Raw genomic sequence first — 17,984 nt, 5'->3', positions numbered from 1 at the left:
CCCCGCCCCGAATGATCGCTAAGTTCGGTTTGGGCGAATTCGAGGAGGACGCGTGCGGCGAATCATCCTGGCCACGGCGCTCATGCTGGGCCTGATCGCGACACCGGCGGCCGCCGACCCGCTGGTCATGCCGCACGTCGTCGTCACGCACCACACCTGGTGGGCCGAACTCGCCATCAAGAAAGCCGGCGGGACCGTCGTCGCGAGCTACCCCCAGATCGGCGTCGTGGTCGCGTACACCGAGAAGGACGACTTCGCCGCGAAGCTCCGGAAGACCCCGGGCATCGACGCCGTCGGCGCGACGCGCACCGCGAAGATCCCGAAGGAGTTCTTCGCGCCCCGCAAGGACCTCCGCTACACCGGGCCGAACTCGCCCAACTCCGGCCAGGTCCCACCCGAGGGCACCGCCTGGGACGTCCCGGCGCTGCACCTGCCCGAAGCCCACGAGGTCACCGACGGCAGCAAGAAGACCCTCGTCGGCGTCCTCGACGTCGGCGTCGACGACACCCACCCCGAGCTGAAAGCCGCGTTCGACAAAAAGAACTCCGTCTCCTGCCTGTCCGGCTGGCCTGACCGCGGCCCCGGCGCCTGGCGGCCCACGCTCGACGGCCACGGCACGCACGTCGCGGGCACGATCGCCGCGGCCCGCAACGGAACCGGCGTCGTCGGCGTTGCCCCGGGCGTCAAGATCGCCGCGGTCAAGCTCGCCGAACTCGACGACAAGGAGACGGCGGAGAGCATGGTCTGCGGCTTCGTCTGGGCCGCCGAGCACGGCTTCGCCGTCACCAACAACAGCTACCGCTCGATCCCGTGGCGCTACAACTGCGACGCCCAGCCGGACCAGGCCGCGGCGAAGCTCGCCGTCGGCCGGGCGGTCGCGTACGCGCAACGCCGGAACGTCCTCGTCGTCGCCTCCGCCGGCAACGCCGGGATCAACCTCGACACCCGCTCGGTCGACAAGGAGAGCCCGGCCGACAGCACGCCGGTGGAACGCGCGATCGACCCGACCTGCACCCGGCTGCCGCACGAACTGCCCGGCGTCGTCGGCACCGGCGCGCTCGACGAAAAGCTCGTCAAAGCCACCTTCTCCAACTATTCGGCGACCCGGATCAGCGTCGCCGCGCCCGGCGCGCGCATCTGGTCGACCTGGCCGAACGGCGAATACCGGTCCGCGAACGGGACGTCGATGGCCGCGCCGCACGCCAGCGGCGTCGCCGCCCTGATCGCGAGCGAGCACCCGCACTGGAGCGCCGAGCGGATCAAGCGCGCCCTCTTCGCCACGGCGACGCCGCTGCCCTGCCCGGACACCACCTGCGCACCCACGCAGCAGGGAACCACCTACTACGGCCACGGGGTGGTCGATGCGGCGAAGGCCGTCGGCGCGGGATGATGGGCCCGTGCTCGATCACCTCGTCTACGCCGGCCCGGACCTCGCCGACGCCGTCGCCCGGGTCACCGCCCTCACCGGCGTGACGCCCGCGCCCGGCGGCCGCCACGTCGGCCTCGGCACGGCCAACCACCTCGCCGACCTCGGCGCGGGGATGTACCTGGAAGTCATCGGCCCGGACCCGGAGCAGCCCGACCCCGAGGTGCCCCGGCCGTTCGGCATCGACGACCTGACCGAGCCCGCGCTGGTCGCCTGGGCGGTCCGCACGACGGACATCGACGCGACGATCGCGCAAGCCCGCGCCCACGGCTTCGACCCGGGCGACGCGCGCGAGATGTCCCGCGAAACCGCCGACGGCGAAACCCTGCGCTGGCGCCTGACCCCGCCGAGCGTCCCGGGCACCCTGCACCCGTTCCTCATCGACTGGGGCTCGACGCCGCACCCGACGACGCGCGGCCTGCCGTCGCTGCCGCTGCTGATGGTCACCGGCACCCACCCCGACCCGGCGTTCGTCCACAAGGCAACCGACGCGCTCGGCCTCGAGTTCCTGGTCCGCCGCGCGGAGAAAGCCGGCCTGACGGCGGCCCTCCGCACTCCGGAAGGCCGCCAGGTCGCCTTGGGCTAGTACTACAGGGCTAGATCTCTAGCATTTGGAGTCGGAGGCGTCGCCTGAAGTGGCTTCGTCGTGCGTCTGCCTGGTGTCCGCGGCGCCAGGCGGACGCACGAAGACCGTGGTCGATGATGTGGTCGTCTTTGCCGATGAGGTTGAACAGGCGTCGGATCTCGGCGATGGAGAGTGCGATCAGGCGACGGGTCCGGGTGGTCATGGTGTGCGGCTTGCCCGCAGGTCGCGCTGATCTTTTTTTGCCTGGTGTCTCATCACTGCGAGGAATGCCATGGCCAGCATCGACAGGGTGATATGCCGGTACCAGGCGTGGTAGAGGCGGACTTGGTAGTTGTCCAGTCCTGCTTCGCTCTTGGCTGCTTCGAAACATTCCTCGATTGGCCAGCGGGCGCCGATGACACGGACAAGTTCCGTCAGTGATTCTCCGCGCGGGTTGTAGCAGTGGAAGTAGCCGAGTTCGCCGTCTGAAATGTTTCGGCGGAACACGTACTGATGGCCGTCACCGGCATCGACCATCGCCCAGTCGTAGACCCGGAAACCCTTGGCGCCGATCCCGCAGGCACGACGGGACCAGTCGTGGCCTGTCAGGCGGGATTGGGCATGTTTGACCAGTGTCGGCAGGCCGGCCGCGGAGGAGATACCGCCAGTTGTGATGTCGGTGTTCTTCGGCACGGCCATCGCATACGCGATTCCTTCGGCTTCCAGATACGTGCGCAGCCCCGGGTTCTGCCCGAACTCCTCGTCCGCGGCGAACCACGCGAACGGCACCCCGGCCGTCACCGCTCGCGCGATCATGGCCTGCACCTGCTTCGGGCGGGTAGCGAACGTCACCTTCTCCGGCACGTGCGCCTCGGCCCGACGCCCGGGATCAGCACACCACGACGCATCGGGCAGATACAGTTCTCGGTCAATGAGTACCCGATCGCCGGCCGTGTTGGCATAGGCCAGGAAAACCCCGATCTGACAGTTGTCGATCCGCCCCAGGGTCCCCGAATACTGACGTTGAACACCGGCCGACTTGTTGCCCTTCTTGGCAAACCCGGTCGGGTCCGCGATCAGCACGCCACGGGGATCAGCGAAATGTTCCATCGCATAGTCGCGTACCAGGTCTCGCGCCTCGGCGGCATCCCACGGCGACAGATTCAGCAACCGCTGGAGCGCCTTCGGCTCCGGATCTCCGGAATACTCCGCGATCGTCCAGCCGTTCTTCCGTTCCAGCGGGGCGATCAAGCCGCGCAGATAATGCCGGGCATGCGCACGCGAATCCGTCCGATAGAACAACCCGTCCAGTCGCGCGCACACGTCCCGAAACTCCCGATCCCACACGGCCAAATCTTCCCGCGTCGCACCGCCCGAGAGGTCGGCCCGCCCGACAGAAGGAGTGCTCACTCGCCAACACTCGCACAATCAGCAGTCGATATCACGAACCGACACGCAAAGATCTAGCCCTGTAGTACTAGTACTACAGGGCTAGATCTCTAGCATTTGGAGTCGGAGGCGTCGCCTGAAGTGGCTTCGTCGTGCGTCTGCCTGGTGTCCGCGGCGCCAGGCGGACGCACGAAGACCGTGGTCGATGATGTGGTCGTCTTTGCCGATGAGGTTGAACAGGCGTCGGATCTCGGCGATGGAGAGTGCGATCAGGCGACGGGTCCGGGTGGTCATGGTGTGCGGCTTGCCCGCAGGTCGCGCTGATCTTTTTTTGCCTGGTGTCTCATCACTGCGAGGAATGCCATGGCCAGCATCGACAGGGTGATATGCCGGTACCAGGCGTGGTAGAGGCGGACTTGGTAGTTGTCCAGTCCTGCTTCGCTCTTGGCTGCTTCGAAACATTCCTCGATTGGCCAGCGGGCGCCGATGACACGGACAAGTTCCGTCAGTGATTCTCCGCGCGGGTTGTAGCAGTGGAAGTAGCCGAGTTCGCCGTCTGAAATGTTTCGGCGGAACACGTACTGATGGCCGTCACCGGCATCGACCATCGCCCAGTCGTAGACCCGGAAACCCTTGGCGCCGATCCCGCAGGCACGACGGGACCAGTCGTGGCCTGTCAGGCGGGATTGGGCATGTTTGACCAGTGTCGGCAGGCCGGCCGCGGAGGAGATACCGCCAGTTGTGATGTCGGTGTTCTTCGGCACGGCCATCGCATACGCGATTCCTTCGGCTTCCAGATACGTGCGCAGCCCCGGGTTCTGCCCGAACTCCTCGTCCGCGGCGAACCACGCGAACGGCACCCCGGCCGTCACCGCTCGCGCGATCATGGCCTGCACCTGCTTCGGGCGGGTAGCGAACGTCACCTTCTCCGGCACGTGCGCCTCGGCCCGACGCCCGGGATCAGCACACCACGACGCATCGGGCAGATACAGTTCTCGGTCAATGAGTACCCGATCGCCGGCCGTGTTGGCATAGGCCAGGAAAACCCCGATCTGACAGTTGTCGATCCGCCCCAGGGTCCCCGAATACTGACGTTGAACACCGGCCGACTTGTTGCCCTTCTTGGCAAACCCGGTCGGGTCCGCGATCAGCACGCCACGGGGATCAGCGAAATGTTCCATCGCATAGTCGCGTACCAGGTCTCGCGCCTCGGCGGCATCCCACGGCGACAGATTCAGCAACCGCTGGAGCGCCTTCGGCTCCGGATCTCCGGAATACTCCGCGATCGTCCAGCCGTTCTTCCGTTCCAGCGGGGCGATCAAGCCGCGCAGATAATGCCGGGCATGCGCACGCGAATCCGTCCGATAGAACAACCCGTCCAGTCGCGCGCACACGTCCCGAAACTCCCGATCCCACACGGCCAAATCTTCCCGCGTCGCACCGCCCGAGAGGTCGGCCCGCCCGACAGAAGGAGTGCTCACTCGCCAACACTCGCACAATCAGCAGTCGATATCACGAACCGACACGCAAAGATCTAGCCCTGTAGTACTAGGCCTTGCCCTCGCGCCACAGGTTGGTCATCGGCAGCCGCCGGTCGCGGCCGAACGCCTTGAACGTGATCTTCGTGCCCGGCGGGTACTGGCGCCGCTTGTACTCGGCCTTGTCGACCATCCGCACCACACGGTCGATGGTCTCCGGGTCGAAGCCCGCCGACACCAGGTCGGCGTACCCGCGGTCGCCCTCGACGTAGTCGTCGAGGATGTCGTCCAGCAGCTCGTAGTCCGGCAGCGAGTCGGTGTCCACCTGGCCCGGCCGCAGCTCGGCCGACGGCGGCTTGGTGATCGAGTTCTCCGGGATCGGCGGCGTCTCGCCGTTCTTCACCGCTTCGGCGTTGCGCCACCGCGCGAGCTGCCACACGTGCGTCTTGAAGAGGTCCTTGATCGGGGCGAACGCACCGACCGCGTCGCCGTAGATCGTCGAATACCCGACGGCGAGCTCGGTCTTGTTGCCGGTGGCCAGCACCAGGTGACCGTCCAGATTGGACAGTGCCATCAGGAGCATGCCCCGCGTCCGCGCCTGGATGTTCTCCTCGGCCAGGCCGGTCAGGGAGAGCTGGTCGACGTACACCCGGACCATGTCCTCCACCGGCTCGACCCGGTAGTGCGCGCCGATCCGCCGCGCCAGGTCCGCGGCGTCGTCCTTCGAGTGCCCGGAGGAGTACTTCGACGGCATCGAGACGCCGTAGACGTTGTCGCCGCCCAGCGCGTCCGCGGCCAGTGCCGCGCAGACCGCCGAGTCGATGCCGCCGGAGAACCCGAAGGTCACCGACGAGAACCCGTTCTTGTGCACGTAGTCCCGCAGCCCGACGACGAGCGCGTGCCACACCTCGGCCTCGTCCGACAGCGGCTCGCTGATCACCGGCTCGGCCGTCGGCTCGTACGCCGGCAGTGGCTCCTCGCTGATCACCCGGCGCCGGACGTCCAGGCCCTCGTACGAACCGTCGCCCGCGTACGCGGTCTTCGGCAGGTCCATGTCCAGCACGAGCAGGTTCTCGGCGAACTGCGGCGCGCGGGCCAGCAGCGTGCCGTCCGCGCCGACGACGAGCGAGTCGCCGTCAAAGACGAGGTCGTCCTGCCCGCCGACCTGGTTGGTGTAGACCAGCGGCGCGCCGGCTTCGGCGGCCCGGCGCGCGATCAGCGGCAGCCGCTGCTCGTCCTTCGACCGCTCGTACGGCGACGCGTTCGGCGCCACGACGAGGTCGACGCCGGCGCGGCCCAGCGCCGAGATCGGCCCGCCGTCCTGCCAGACGTCCTCGCAGATGACCATGCCGATGTCGAGCCCGTGGAACCGGACGACGTCGAGCGTGGTGCCCGGCTTGTACCAGCGGTGCTCGTCGAAGACGCCGTAGTTGGGCAGGTGGTGCTTGAACTGCCGGGCGACGACTTCGCCGCGGTAGAGCGCCGCGGCGGCGTCGCGCGGGCCGACCTCGTCGAGGTCGAGGTAGCCGATGTAGGTGAGCACCTCGCCGCAGCCGGCCTCGTCGAGCCGGCGCGCGAGCGCCTCGACGCCCTGCCGCGACGCGGCGGCGAAGGTTTTGCGCAGCGAGAGGTCCTCGATGGGGTAGCCGGTCAGGGACATCTCGGGGAAGACGACGACGTGCGCGCCGGCTTCGGCGGCCCGCCGCGTCCACTCGACGTGCAGCTCGGCGTTGCCGTCGAGGTCGCCGACGGTGGGGTTGACCTGGGCGAGCGCGATGCGCAGTTGCGGCATGCCGCCATTCTGGCTCACCGCCACCCACCTGGCCGAGCGAATGTGGGCGAAACGCCACGTCCGGCGTGCACTGTCCGGGTACGTTGCGCCTGACCGGACGAGGGGGACGAAGTGAACTACCCGCAGCAGCCAGGACAGCCCTACCCGCACCAGCAGCAGCCGTACGGGCAGTACCCGCCGCAGCAGTACCCGGGTTACCCGCAGCCGCCGAAGAAGGGCAACGGCCTGCTCATCGGCCTGCTAGTCGGTGGCGGCGCCCTGCTGCTGGTGGTGGTCTTCGTGATCACCGGGTTCGTCGCGCCGGGCTTCCTGGTTTCCGACAGCAAGCCGAAGGTGGCGAGCGGGCCGCCGCTCGACCTGAACTCCGGCAGCGTCGTCGCCGGGAAGTTCATCCTCGCCGTCATGGGCGACGACCCCGACGAGGCGGAGGAGGCGGCCTGCGCCTCGGCGAAGAGCCAGGTCCGTCAGGCCGCGACGAAGCTGGGTTCGGCCAACGCGCAGATCACCGCGGGCGAGCCGACGCAGGGCCTGGACAACCAGATCATGGTGAAGCTGACCGGCACGATGAACCGGGGCCGGACGCTGACCGGTTCGATGACCGTCCAGCGCGAGGCCAACGGCACCTACTGCATCGCCGAGATCACCACATCAGCCTGAAACCGGTCGTGAGTGGTAAGGCGGGTTCTAACCCGCTGTGCTGTCTCAGGACCTCACGGACAGATGTGTCTCAGGACTTGTCGGACAGTTTCTGGTTGGTGAGGCGTTGGTAGCGTACTGATCTGTCGAGGGTGAGCTGGCGGGTGACCGTGTTGTCGATCATGACGGTGACGCGGTCGCCTTGCCAGTAGACGCTGGCGGTGCGTCCGGCCCAGGTGCGTCCCAGCACGATGGAGCAGCCGGAGAACGCGATCACGCCGGTGGCCGAGACGGGTCGGGTGGTCATGCCGCTGGGCCGGTGCGGGCCGGTGCTGGGGGTGGCTTTCGGGCGGGTGTCGTAGCGCTGCTGGGGTGTGTCGCCGTTGAGGCTCTGGTGGCGGCGGTGGTTGTAGATCTGCCGGTACTCGTCGAGCAGGTTCTGCAGTTCGGTGAGGGTGTGGGCGGGTGGCCGGGCGGCGAGCCATTTCTGCAGGGTCTGGTGGGCGCGTTCGTTCTTCCCGCAGGTCTGGGGGTGACGTGGGGTGGCGGCGATGGTGGTGACCCCGAGCGCGGCGAGCAGGCGTTCCAGTTCGACCATCCAGCCGCGGTGGCGGCCGGTGAAGGCCAGCCCGTTGTCGGAGAGGATTCTGACCGGCAGGCCGTAGCCGGCGAACGCTCGTTGCAGGGCGGCCCAGGTGCCGGCGGTGGTTTCACCGGTGGCGGCGTAGGTGCCGACGTCGAGGCGGGAGTGGTCGTCCAGGATCTGGATGATGCAGACGGTGGTGCCGTCGGCGAGGTGGTGTTCCATGCCGTCGATCTGCCAGCAGCCGTTGGGGTCGGCGTAGCTGAACCGCCGCCGGGTCTTGGGGCGTTTGCGTGGCTGGGCCACGATCTGGCCCCGCTCGCGCAGGATCCGGTAGATCGACACCCGGGAGGGCAGCGGGTGGAACCCGGCGTCCTGCAGTCGCCAGCGGATCGAGATCGGCCCGTTGTCCAAGCCTGCCTCGGCCAGTTGCTTGCGGGCCCGCAGCACCGCCTCGACCACCTCCAGCGCGAGCGCGGTGGGGTGATGGTGCGGGGCGGTGCTGCGGCGGACGAACCCGTCGGCGCCCTCGGCGCGGAACCGGGTCACATACCGGTAGAAGGTGTCCCGGGACAGGCCGTGCTCGCGGCAGAACACCGCGACGTTGATCTTCTCCCCGCCCGCGGCCCAAGCGACCGCGGCGACGACCTCAGGATCCATCGCAAACCCTGCTCTGCCCATCGCCGCATGATCGGTACAACCCACCCGATCACAACCCCGACAGGCCGGTCAGTGTCCGTGAGGTCCTGAGACATCAACTGTCCGACAAGTCCTGAGACTCAACAGCGCGTTAGAACGCGTCTTACCACTCACGACGCCTACTTGCGCTTGATCATGCTCCGGACCTTCTTGATGGTCTGCTCGAAGTCCGAGTCGAACGGGTTGTCGTGCACCAGGTAGGTCCACGTCGTGTTCGCCCGCCGGACCCCGGCGTCGCCGAGGTCGATGCCCTCGTCGGTCAGCTCCGCCTCTTCGAGGGTCTTCGCCGCCCGTGAGTCGGCCTCGCCGATGATCTTGTGGAACTCCGGGATCGCCGCGCGGTGGAATTCATCCAGCGGCGTCTCCCGGGCCAGCGCGCGCAGGTGGATGCTCTCGCGGACGTCGGTCAGGTAAGCCAGGTGGTCGGACCACAGCTGGTCGATGTGGAACAGCAGCACCTCGCGGCACATCTGCTCCAGCTTGTCCTGATCGTCCAGCTTTTCCTTCAGCTCGCCGAACTTCTCCGGGTGCGCCTTCTCGAGCATCTCGGCCGCGTACGCGGTGCGAAGCACCTTGTCGCGGTGCACCAGCAGGTCACGCCGCTGCCGCTCGATCAGCCGCGTGTAGCGCCAGGTGTTGCGGTGGATCTCCAGGTCGACGCCCTCGGCGACGCGCTGGGCGTGGTTGAGCTGCCGCAGCGCCGCCGAGTCCTTGATCTCGCCGGTCTCCTCGTCGTCGACGATGCCCTCGGGCACGTCCGGCGCGTTCGACAGCACGAGCTCGTCGTTCAGGCTGGCGAAGAAGATCGCGCTGCCCGGGTCGCCCTGGCGGCCGGAGCGGCCGCGCAGCTGGCCGTCGAGCCGGCTCGACGGGTACCGCGCGGTGCCGATGACGTGCAGCCCGCCCAGCTCGACGACCTCTTCGCGGGTGGCGCCGTCGGTGCCGCCCAGCCGGATGTCGGTACCGCGGCCCGCCATCTGCGTGGACACGGTGACCGCGCCCTTCTTGCCCGCTTCGGCGATGATCGCGGCTTCTTCGGCGTCGTTGCGCGCGTTGAGCACGACGCACTCGAGGTCGACCTTCGCCAGCTTCTCGGCCAGCTCTTCGGACTCGGCGACGTCCTGGGTGCCGACGAGGATCGGCCGCCCGGTCTCGTGCACCGTGCGGATCTCCTCCTCGATCGCCCGCAGCTTCTGCGACGGCGACGCGAAGACGCGGTCCTCGAGGTCCTCGCGGATGTTCGGGGTGTTCGGCGGGATGACCGCGACCTCGAGCTCGTAGAACTCGCGCAGCTGCTCGGCGACGGCCACCGCGGTACCGGTCATGCCGGCGACCTCGGGGTAGCGCGCGAGCAGCGCCTGGACCGTGATCGAGTCGAGGATCTCGCCGCGGTCGGTCGCGGTGACCTGCTCCTTCGCCTCGACGGCGGCCTGGAGGCCGTCCGGCCAGCGCTGCAGCTCGGCGACGCGGCCGCGGGCGGCGTTGATGAGCTGCACCTTGCCGTCGCGGACCAGGTAGTCGACGTCGCGGGTGAGCAGCGCGTGGGCGTGCAGGGCGACGTTGACGGCGGCCAGCCTGTCCGACGCCTGCTCGTTGAACAGGTCGTCGACCTCGATGCCGAGCGACTTCGCGACGACGGACGAGCCGGCGTCGGTCAGCCAGGCGTTGCGGCCCTCGCTGTCGGTCTCGTAGTGGAGGTTGAGCCGCAGCCGCCGGACGATCTTGGCGACCTCCTCGTCGGCGTCGCTGCGGTCGATCGAGCCGGCCATCACCAGCGGGACGCGGGCCTCGTCGACCAGCACCGAGTCCGCCTCGTCGACGATCGCGACCTCGGGGTCGGGCTGGACCAGGTCGTCGACCTTCGTGACCAAGCGGTCCCGCAGCACGTCGAAGCCGATCTCGGCGACGGCGCCGTACGTGACGTCCTTGGCGTACGCCTCGCGACGCTCTTCGCGCGAGTGCGACGGCTCGACCCAGCCGACCGACACGCCGAGCAGCGCGTACACCGGGCCCATCCACTCGGCGTCGCGGCGGGCCAGGTAGTCGTTGACCGTGACGACGTGAACGCGCTTTCCGCGCAGGGCGTACCCGGCCGCGGCCAGCGCACCCGCGAGGGTCTTGCCCTCACCGGTCTCCATCTGGACGACGTGCTTGGTCAGGATGCCCATCATGCCCAGCACCTGGACGTCGAAGGCGCGCTCGCCCAGCGCCCGCTTGGCCGCCTCACGGCCCAGCGCACCCACCTCGATCAGGTGGTCGTCGCCGAACGCGGTGTCCTTCAGCGTCTCGCGAAGCTTGCCCGCCCGCTCGGTCAGCTCCTGGTCGGAGAGCTTTTCGAGCTCGGGTTCGAGCTTCTCGACCGCGGGCAGCAGTGCTTCGTAGCGGGTCAGCTCGACGCTGCCCGGCCGCTGGATGATCCGGCGGAGCTTCTTGCTCACCCGGCTGATCAGTGCTGCCACCCCTGGTCTCCCGTTCTCTCTCGCTCGACCGGCCTCCACCACCCAACGCGACGGTGGTGCGTTCGAGTTCCGCGGCCGGATGGGACGATCCAACCGTGTTCCCTCATCCCAGCGCCAGGTCCCATCGTCGCCGGATCACCGCGATCGCGACGTCCGTGCTGCTCGCGGCCTCGCTGGCCGCGTGCACGTCCACCGGCAAGACCGAGCCGCCGGCGCCGACGACCGAGTCGCACCCGCCGTCCGGGCCGGTGCCCGCCGGGCTGGAGCGGTTCTACGGCCAGAGCCTGAGCTGGGCCGATTGCGCACCTTACGCGACGTCGGAAGACGCGCGGTCGGCCTTCCAGGCGAAAGACATCCAGTGCGCGCGCCTGACCGTGCCGCTCGACTACGCGAAACCGGCGGGGGACACGATCACCCTCGGCCTGCTCCGCCGCAAGGCGACGGACGCCGGTTCGCGGATCGGGTCGCTCGTGGTCAACCCGGGCGGCCCCGGCGCGTCCGGCATGGTCGCCGCGGCCGGGCTGATCAAGCCGGTGACCAGCACCGGCCTGGGCAAACGCTTCGACCTGGTCGGCTTCGACCCCCGAGGCATCGGCGCCAGCCAGCCCGCCATCCACTGCCTCACCGACGCCGAACGCGACGCCGACCGCGCCGACGACAGCGAGACCGACGGCTCCCCGGCCGGCGTGCTCAAGCAGGAAGCGCAGGAAAAGGACTTCGCCGCCAAGTGCGCCCAGCGCACCGAGGACGGCACCGGGATGCTGGCCAACGTCGGCACCCGCGACGTCGCGAAGGACCTGGACGTCCTCCGCTCGGTCCTCGGCGACCAAAAGCTCACCTATTTGGGCTACTCCTACGGCACCCGGATCGGTTCCGCGTACGCCGAAGCGTTCCCGCGGAACGTCCGCGCGATGGTCCTCGACGGCGCGGTCGACCCCGAGCAGGACGCCGTCGAGTCGCTCGTCGCGCAGGGCCAGGGTTTCGGGACGGCGTTCACGCAGTTCGCGAAGTGGTGCACGGCCCAGCAGGACTGCGCGCTCGGCGGGGACGCCGGCGGCGCGGTCAAGGCGTTCCAGGACCTCACCCGGCCGCTGATCGACTTCCCGGTGCCGGTCGGCGACGGCCGCAAGCTCTCCTACGAGGACGCCACCACCGGCGTCATCCAGGCGCTCTACCAGGAAAGCCTCTGGGACACCCTGAACACCGGCCTCAACGAGCTGAAGCAGCAGCGCGGCGCGACGCTGGAGAAGCTCGCCGACATCTACAACGAGCGCGACTCCACCGGCAAGTACGGCACCACCCAGGACGCCTTCACGGCGATCCGCTGCGTCGACGACCCGCGCGTCACGGACCCGGCCGTCATCCTCAAGGCGCAGGAGGAGTACGTGAAGGTGGCGCCGTTCCTCGACGACGGCCGCCCGGCGTCCGCGGCGCGCGACGCGTGCGCGTTCTGGCCGGTGCCGAACACGTCCGAGCCGCACGTGCCGAACGTCGAGGGCCTGGCGAAGACGCTGGTCATCTCGACGACCAACGACCCGGCGACGCCGTACCAGGCCGGCGTCAACCTCGCGAAGGGCCTGAAGGGCGCTCTGCTCACGTACGAGGGCACCCAGCACACGGTGTTCCTGCAGGGCGTGAAGTGCGTGGACGAGGCGGGCACGGACTACCTGGTCGACGGCACGGTGCCGCCGGACGGCAAGCGGTGCTCGGGGCAGTAGCTACGGCCGCTGCCTGGTCAGCGACAACTCGATCATCACCGGGCTGAGGTGGTCGCCGGCTGGCGGGATCTGCACCCACAGGCGCACGAAGCGCCGTGGCCCGCCGTCGTCGGCGACCCAGACCTTGACGGTCAGATCGGCGTCGACCTGCGCGAGCACGCTGTGCGCGACGGCGGCGGGCACCTTGCCGCCGACCCGCAGCGCGGGCGCGTCGTCGACGTTCTCACGGCCTTCGGTCTTGGCGTCGGTCACGCCGTCGAGCAGCCGCTTCAGCCCGCCTTGCGGGCCGAGGAACGCGCCGACCCGGTACGGCGAGTCCGGGTCGTCGTGCACGTCGAACGGGAACTTCGTGTGCCCGTCGCCGTCCTGGACGTCGGCCGTTCCGGTCGCGCGGCCGCCGTCGTCCAGGGTCGCGTCGCCTTCGATCTGCCGGAGCGGGAAGCCCTGCAGCACGCCGTTGACGCCCGCCGCGAAGTGGACGCTCCGCACTGAAGCGAACGACGTCGCGGCCTCGCGGACCAGGTCGGCGCCCGCTGGGAACGGCCCGCGCGTGTCGGGCGACCCGGTGCAGCCGGCCGTCAGCAAGACCACGAGCAGAAGGGCGAGGCGGCGCATCCCCGAAGCCTACTGTTGGCCTGATCCTTGCGGATGATGTCCTTCCGGCCACTTTCACCTCACCGCGCGCGCGGTGAGACTGCCTGAGTGACTGTTGAGACCCGTCCCGCCCCGATGCTGCACCGTGCGTGGCTGATCGCCGGCGCCGCCTTCGTCGCGCTGCTCGCCTCAGCCGGCTTCCGCGCCGCGCCCGGCGTCCTGATCGACCCGCTGCACCAGGAGTTCGGCTGGTCCCGGACCACCATCAGCTCCGCCGTCTCGGTCAACCTTGTGCTCTTCGGCCTCTTCGCGCCCTTCGCGGCCGCGTTGATGGAGCGCTTCGGCATCCGGCGCGTCTCGGCGACGGCGTTGACCGTCATCGCCCTCGGTGCGGGCGGCACGGTGTTCATGACCGCGAGCTGGCAGCTCGTGCTGTGCTGGGGCGTGCTGGTCGGCCTGGGCACCGGCTCGATGGCCATGGGTTTCGCGGCGATGGTCGCGACGCGGTGGTTCGTGCGCAGCCGGGGTGTCGTCACCGGCGTGCTGACCGCCGCGGGCGCCACGGGCCAGCTGATCTTCCTCCCCCTGATCGCGAACCTGGCCGTGGACTCGGGCTGGCGCACGGCGTCGCTGGTGATCGCGATCGCCGCGCTCGCCGTCGTCCCGGTGGTCCTGCTGGTCATCCGCGACCACCCCGCCGACGTCGGCACCACGGCCTACGGCGCGCCGGCCGGTACCGAGGTCACACGTCCGGCGCCGACCGCGGGCTCGGTCCGCCGCGCCCTCTCCGTGCTGGTCCAGGCCGCCCGCACCCGGACGTTCTGGCTGCTCGCCGTCGGCTTCGCCATCTGCGGCGCGACGACGAACGGCCTGGTCGGCACCCACTTCGTCCCGGCCGCGCACGACCACGGCATGCCGCAGACGACCGCGGCGAGCCTGCTGGCCCTGGTCGGCGTCTTCGACGTCGTCGGCACGATCTTCTCCGGCTGGCTCACCGACCGGATCGACCCGCGGATCCTCCTCGGCGTCTACTACGCCCTGCGCGGGGTCTCGCTGGCGCTGCTCCCGCAGCTGTTCACCGACTCGGTGCAGCCGAGCATGTGGGCGTTCATCCTGTTCTACGGCCTCGACTGGGTGGCCACGGTCCCGCCGACGGTCGCGCTCTGCATCCGCGCCTTCGGCGACGCCGGCCCGATCGTGTTCGGCTGGGTCTTCGCCTCCCACCAGCTCGGGGCCGCGTTCGCCGCGTCGGCCGCCGGCCTGGTCCGCGACCAGCTCGGGAACTACTCCCTGGCCTGGTACTCCGCCGCCGTCCTGGCGGTGATCGCGTCGGTCGCCTCGCTGGCCATCACACGGGCGAAGCAGCCCGTTGCGGTACTCGCGAAGTGACTTCGGCGGCGTCGGCGCGTCGTGAAACATGCCGTTAACACGCTGTGGTTAGGGTGCGGCCATGGATCGCCAGCAGGAATTCGTGCTCCGCACGCTCGAGGAGCGCGACATCCGTTTCGTTCGTCTCTGGTTCACCGATGTGCTGGGGTTCCTCAAGTCCGTCGCCGTCGCGCCGGCCGAGCTCGAGGGCGCTTTCAACGACGGGATCGGCTTCGACGGCTCGGCCATCGAGGGCTTCGCGCGCGTCTACGAATCGGACATGGTCGCCAAGCCCGACCCGGCCACGTTCCAGGTCCTGCCCTGGGAGACCCCGGACGGCGGCCCGTACTCGGCCCGCATGTTCTGCGACATCGCGATGCCCGACGGCTCGCCGTCGTGGGCGGACCCGCGGCACGTGCTGCGCCGCCAGCTGTCGAAGGCCGCCGAAGCGGGCTTCACGTGCTACGTCCACCCGGAGATCGAGTTCTTCCTGCTCTCGAACATGCCCGACGACGGCAGCGAGCCGGAGCCCGCGGACAACGGCGGCTACTTCGACCAGGCCAGCCACGCCACGGCGACGCACTTCCGCCGGCACGCCATCGAGACCCTGGAAGCGATGGGCATCTCGGTCGAGTTCAGCCACCACGAAGGCGCCCCCGGCCAGCAGGAGATCGACCTCCGCTACGCCGACGCGCTGACCATGGCCGACAACGTGATGACGTTCCGCTACGTCGTCAAGGAGGTCGCACTGACGCAGGGCGTGCGCGCGACGTTCATGCCCAAGCCGTTCACCGACCAGCCCGGCTCGGGGATGCACACGCACGTCAGCCTGTTCGAGGGCGACCGCAACGCGTTCTACGACGCCGAGGACCCGCACGAGCTGTCGGAAACCGGCAAGGCCTTCGTCGCCGGGGTGCTCCACCACGCGAAGGAGATCTCGGCGGTCACCAACCAGTGGGTGAACTCCTACAAGCGCCTGATCAGCGGCAGCGAGGCCCCGACGACGGTTTCGTGGGGCCGCGCGAACCGCTCCGCGCTCGTCCGCGTCCCGATGTATTCACCCGGTAAGGCGTCATCCCGCCGGGTGGAAATCCGTACGCTGGACTCGGCGTGCAACCCGTACCTGGCGTACTCGGTCATCCTGGCCGCCGGGCTCAAGGGGATCGAAAAGCGCTACGAGCTGCCGCCACCCGCCGAGGACAACATCTGGCAGCTCAGCGACGCCGAGCGGCGTGCCGCCGGGTACGCGCAGCTGCCGCAGAACCTGGGGGAGGCGCTGGCCGAGATGGAGAAGTCGGAGCTCCTGCCGGAAGCGCTCGGCGAGCACGTGTACGACTTCTTCCTCCGGAACAAGCGCGTGGAGTGGGACAACTACCGCAGCGCGGTCACCCCGTACGAACTCCGAACCCTGCTGCCGGTGCTCTGATGGGGCGGCGGCCGGTGTTCCTCGCGATCCTGGCCGCCGCACTCGTGCTCGTTCCCGCCGCGCCCGCCGTTGCCTCTTCCGGCGCCCGCTTCGACCTCGACGCCGCCGACATCCCGGCACTGCAGGCGCGGATGGCGTCCGGCCGGCTCACCGCGGTGGGGCTGACCAGCACTTACCTCGATCGGATTCACCGGATCGACGGTAAGGTCAACGCGGTCCTGGCCCTCAACCCGGCCGCGCTCTCGCAGGCTTCGGCCAGTGACGCCCGCCGTCGCGCGCACCGCCTGCGCGGCCCGCTCGACGGCATCCCGGTGCTGGTCAAGGACAACGTCGACACCCGCGACCAGTGGACGACGGCCGGGTCGCGGGCATTGCGGAGCCGCCCGGCCCGGGACGCCACGCTGATCACCCGATTGCGTGACGCGGGAGCGGTGATCCTCGGCAAGGCGAACCTCTCCGAGTGGGCGAACTTCCGCGCCGCGAAGCCGACGTCGGGCTGGTCGGGCGTGGGTGGGCAGACGAACAACCCGTACGTGTTGGACCGTAACCCGTGCGGGTCATCCGCGGGCTCGGCGGCCGCGGTGGCGGCGTCGCTGGCCCAGGTGTCGATCGGCTCCGAGACGGACGGGTCGATCGTGTGCCCGGCCGGCATGACGGCGACGGTCGGGCACAAACCGAGCCTCGGCCTGGTCAGCCGCACCGGCGTGGTGCCGATTTCGGCCGAGCAGGACACGGCGGGCCCGATCGCCCGCAACGTCGTCGACGTGGCCCTGACGCTGTCGGTCCTGCAGGCCCGCGACCCCGCGGACCCGGCGACCCTGACCTACCCCCGCACCCAGCCGACGGACTACGCGAAGCACCTCCGCCCAGGAGCCCTCCGCGGCACCCGCATCGGCCTCTGGCGGCTCCCGGTCCTCGGCCCGGCCACCGACACGATCATGACTTCGGCCCGAAACTCCCTGGTCAAAGCGGGTGCAACGGTCGTCGAGGTGACGCCGCCGTACCAGGCGCGCCTGCTTGAGCTGGAGTTCCCGGCATTGCTGACGGAGTTCCACCGCGACATCGACGCGTACCTGGCAACCCGCCCGTCCGGCCCCCGGAACCTGGCCGAGCTGATCGCGTACAACCGTGCGGACCCGCTGGAACAGACGTGCTTCGCCGGCCAGGAGCTGTTCGAGCAGGCCTTGGCCGCGCCACCGCCCACGGACCCGGGCTACCTCGCCGGCCGCGCGGAGCTTTCGGACCTCGCCCGCCGGTCATTGGACGAGACCTTGGCGGCGCACCACCTGGACGCGATCGCCTCGCCGACCAACCCGCCGGCGTGGAAGACGGACTGCGAGGTGGGCGACAACGACGTGATCCCGTCATCGACCCCGGCCGCGGTGGCGGGCTACCCGGACGTGACGGTGCCGGCCGGGTTCGCCGGACCGCTCCCGGTGGGGATCTCGTTCATGGGCGCGAGGTGGTCCGACGCCCGGATGCTGGCATTGGCGGCGGACTTTTCCCGGGTGGCTCCGGTGCGGGTCCCGCCCCGGTACCTGCCGACGCTGCCGTCGTAGCGATCGCCGGCCGACCACCGTCGGCCGCTGCCTTTCGTCGGCGACCATCCGTGGGCCGGCTCCACCTCCCGCCGGCCGCAGCCTGTCGCCGCCCCTCCGAGGGGTCCAGCCTTCTGCGACCGCCGCGATTCGTGCCCGCACCACCCGCCGGCACGGCCACCCCTTCCGGAGCCGCGGCCCGGCCGGCCGCCGTCGTAGCCCTCCGTGAGCGCTCTGACCTGCAGCGATGCCGTTAAGTGACCCCCCTGTTTTGGGGCGGTTCGGGGGCATGTAATCTTCTCTTCGTCGCCAG

At 69.5% G+C, this 17,984-nt stretch carries 13 protein-coding genes; 7 read left to right on the top strand and 6 right to left on the bottom strand.

Annotation, left to right across the window (positions count from 1 at the left end):
• The first annotated feature begins 52 nt into the window (after positions 1 to 52).
• Together BLW76_RS02600 and BLW76_RS02595 are read left to right on the top strand one after the other, a co-directional pair.
• Complete coding sequence (locus BLW76_RS02600) at positions 53 to 1,390, top strand: S8 family peptidase (protein WP_244170023.1); 1,338 nt, start codon at positions 53 to 55, stop codon at positions 1,388 to 1,390.
• A 7-nt stretch (positions 1,391 to 1,397) separates the two neighbouring features.
• Entirely contained in the window at positions 1,398 to 2,012 is a 615-nt protein-coding gene (locus BLW76_RS02595) for a VOC family protein (RefSeq protein ID WP_091304244.1), read from the top strand.
• A 198-nt stretch (positions 2,013 to 2,210) separates the two neighbouring features.
• On the opposite strand, the gene BLW76_RS02590 is transcribed toward BLW76_RS02595, so the two are convergent.
• The 3 genes from BLW76_RS02590 to BLW76_RS02580 all read right to left on the bottom strand — a co-directional run bounded on the left by BLW76_RS02590 (position 2,211) and on the right by BLW76_RS02580 (position 6,650).
• A complete protein-coding gene (locus BLW76_RS02590) occupies positions 2,211 to 3,344 on the bottom strand; it encodes an IS701 family transposase (protein ID WP_081655979.1) in 1,134 nt (377 codons plus the stop codon).
• Positions 3,345 to 3,670: 326 nt separating this feature from the next.
• Entirely contained in the window at positions 3,671 to 4,804 is a 1,134-nt protein-coding gene (locus BLW76_RS02585) for an IS701 family transposase (RefSeq protein ID WP_081655979.1), read from the bottom strand.
• Positions 4,805 to 4,928: 124 nt separating this feature from the next.
• Entirely contained in the window at positions 4,929 to 6,650 is a 1,722-nt protein-coding gene (locus BLW76_RS02580; protein WP_091304243.1) for an NAD+ synthase, read from the bottom strand.
• Positions 6,651 to 6,761: 111 nt separating this feature from the next.
• Here BLW76_RS02580 and BLW76_RS02575 point away from each other — a divergent pair, with 111 nt between their 5' ends.
• Complete coding sequence (locus BLW76_RS02575) at positions 6,762 to 7,307, top strand: hypothetical protein (RefSeq protein WP_091304242.1); 546 nt, start codon at positions 6,762 to 6,764, stop codon at positions 7,305 to 7,307.
• Positions 7,308 to 7,377: 70 nt separating this feature from the next.
• Here BLW76_RS02575 and BLW76_RS02570 read toward each other — a convergent pair whose 3' ends face one another.
• A complete protein-coding gene (locus BLW76_RS02570; protein ID WP_091304241.1) occupies positions 7,378 to 8,529 on the bottom strand; it encodes an IS481 family transposase in 1,152 nt (383 codons plus the stop codon).
• Positions 8,530 to 8,687: 158 nt separating this feature from the next.
• Positions 8,688 to 11,027 (bottom strand): accessory Sec system translocase SecA2, encoded by a 2,340-nt coding sequence (secA2, locus tag BLW76_RS02565; RefSeq protein WP_091304240.1) that lies wholly within the window; start codon positions 11,025 to 11,027, stop codon positions 8,688 to 8,690.
• A gap of 155 nt (positions 11,028 to 11,182) precedes the next feature.
• On the opposite strand from secA2, the gene BLW76_RS02560 reads away from it, so the two are divergent.
• On the top strand, positions 11,183 to 12,745 hold the full coding sequence (locus BLW76_RS02560) for an alpha/beta hydrolase (RefSeq protein ID WP_091304239.1): 1,563 nt from the start codon (positions 11,183 to 11,185) through the stop codon (positions 12,743 to 12,745).
• Here the strand turns inward: BLW76_RS02560 and BLW76_RS02555 are convergent, their stop codons facing one another.
• Positions 12,746 to 13,360, bottom strand: a complete 615-nt coding sequence (locus BLW76_RS02555) for an LppX_LprAFG lipoprotein (RefSeq protein WP_091304238.1) — start codon at positions 13,358 to 13,360, stop codon at positions 12,746 to 12,748.
• Between the two features lie 87 nt (positions 13,361 to 13,447).
• On the opposite strand from BLW76_RS02555, the gene BLW76_RS02550 reads away from it, so the two are divergent.
• From BLW76_RS02550 to BLW76_RS02540, 3 genes are all read left to right on the top strand, one after another.
• The gene (locus tag BLW76_RS02550; RefSeq protein ID WP_091304237.1) at positions 13,448 to 14,728 is read left to right on the top strand and encodes an MFS transporter; all 1,281 of its coding nucleotides are present in this window, start codon (positions 13,448 to 13,450) and stop codon (positions 14,726 to 14,728) included.
• A gap of 61 nt (positions 14,729 to 14,789) precedes the next feature.
• Positions 14,790 to 16,133 (top strand): type I glutamate--ammonia ligase, encoded by a 1,344-nt coding sequence (glnA, locus tag BLW76_RS02545; RefSeq protein WP_091304236.1) that lies wholly within the window; start codon positions 14,790 to 14,792, stop codon positions 16,131 to 16,133.
• Entirely contained in the window at positions 16,133 to 17,692 is a 1,560-nt protein-coding gene (locus BLW76_RS02540) for an amidase (RefSeq protein ID WP_091304235.1), read from the top strand. The genes glnA and BLW76_RS02540 overlap by 1 nt, the downstream gene beginning before the upstream one ends.
• Positions 17,693 to 17,984: the final 292 nt, after the last annotated feature.

This window comes from Amycolatopsis tolypomycina (assembly GCF_900105945.1).
GTDB lineage: Bacteria > Actinomycetota > Actinomycetes > Mycobacteriales > Pseudonocardiaceae > Amycolatopsis > Amycolatopsis tolypomycina.
Note: the sequence above shows the minus strand (reverse complement) of the source record. Positions and strands in the feature narration are given on the sequence as shown.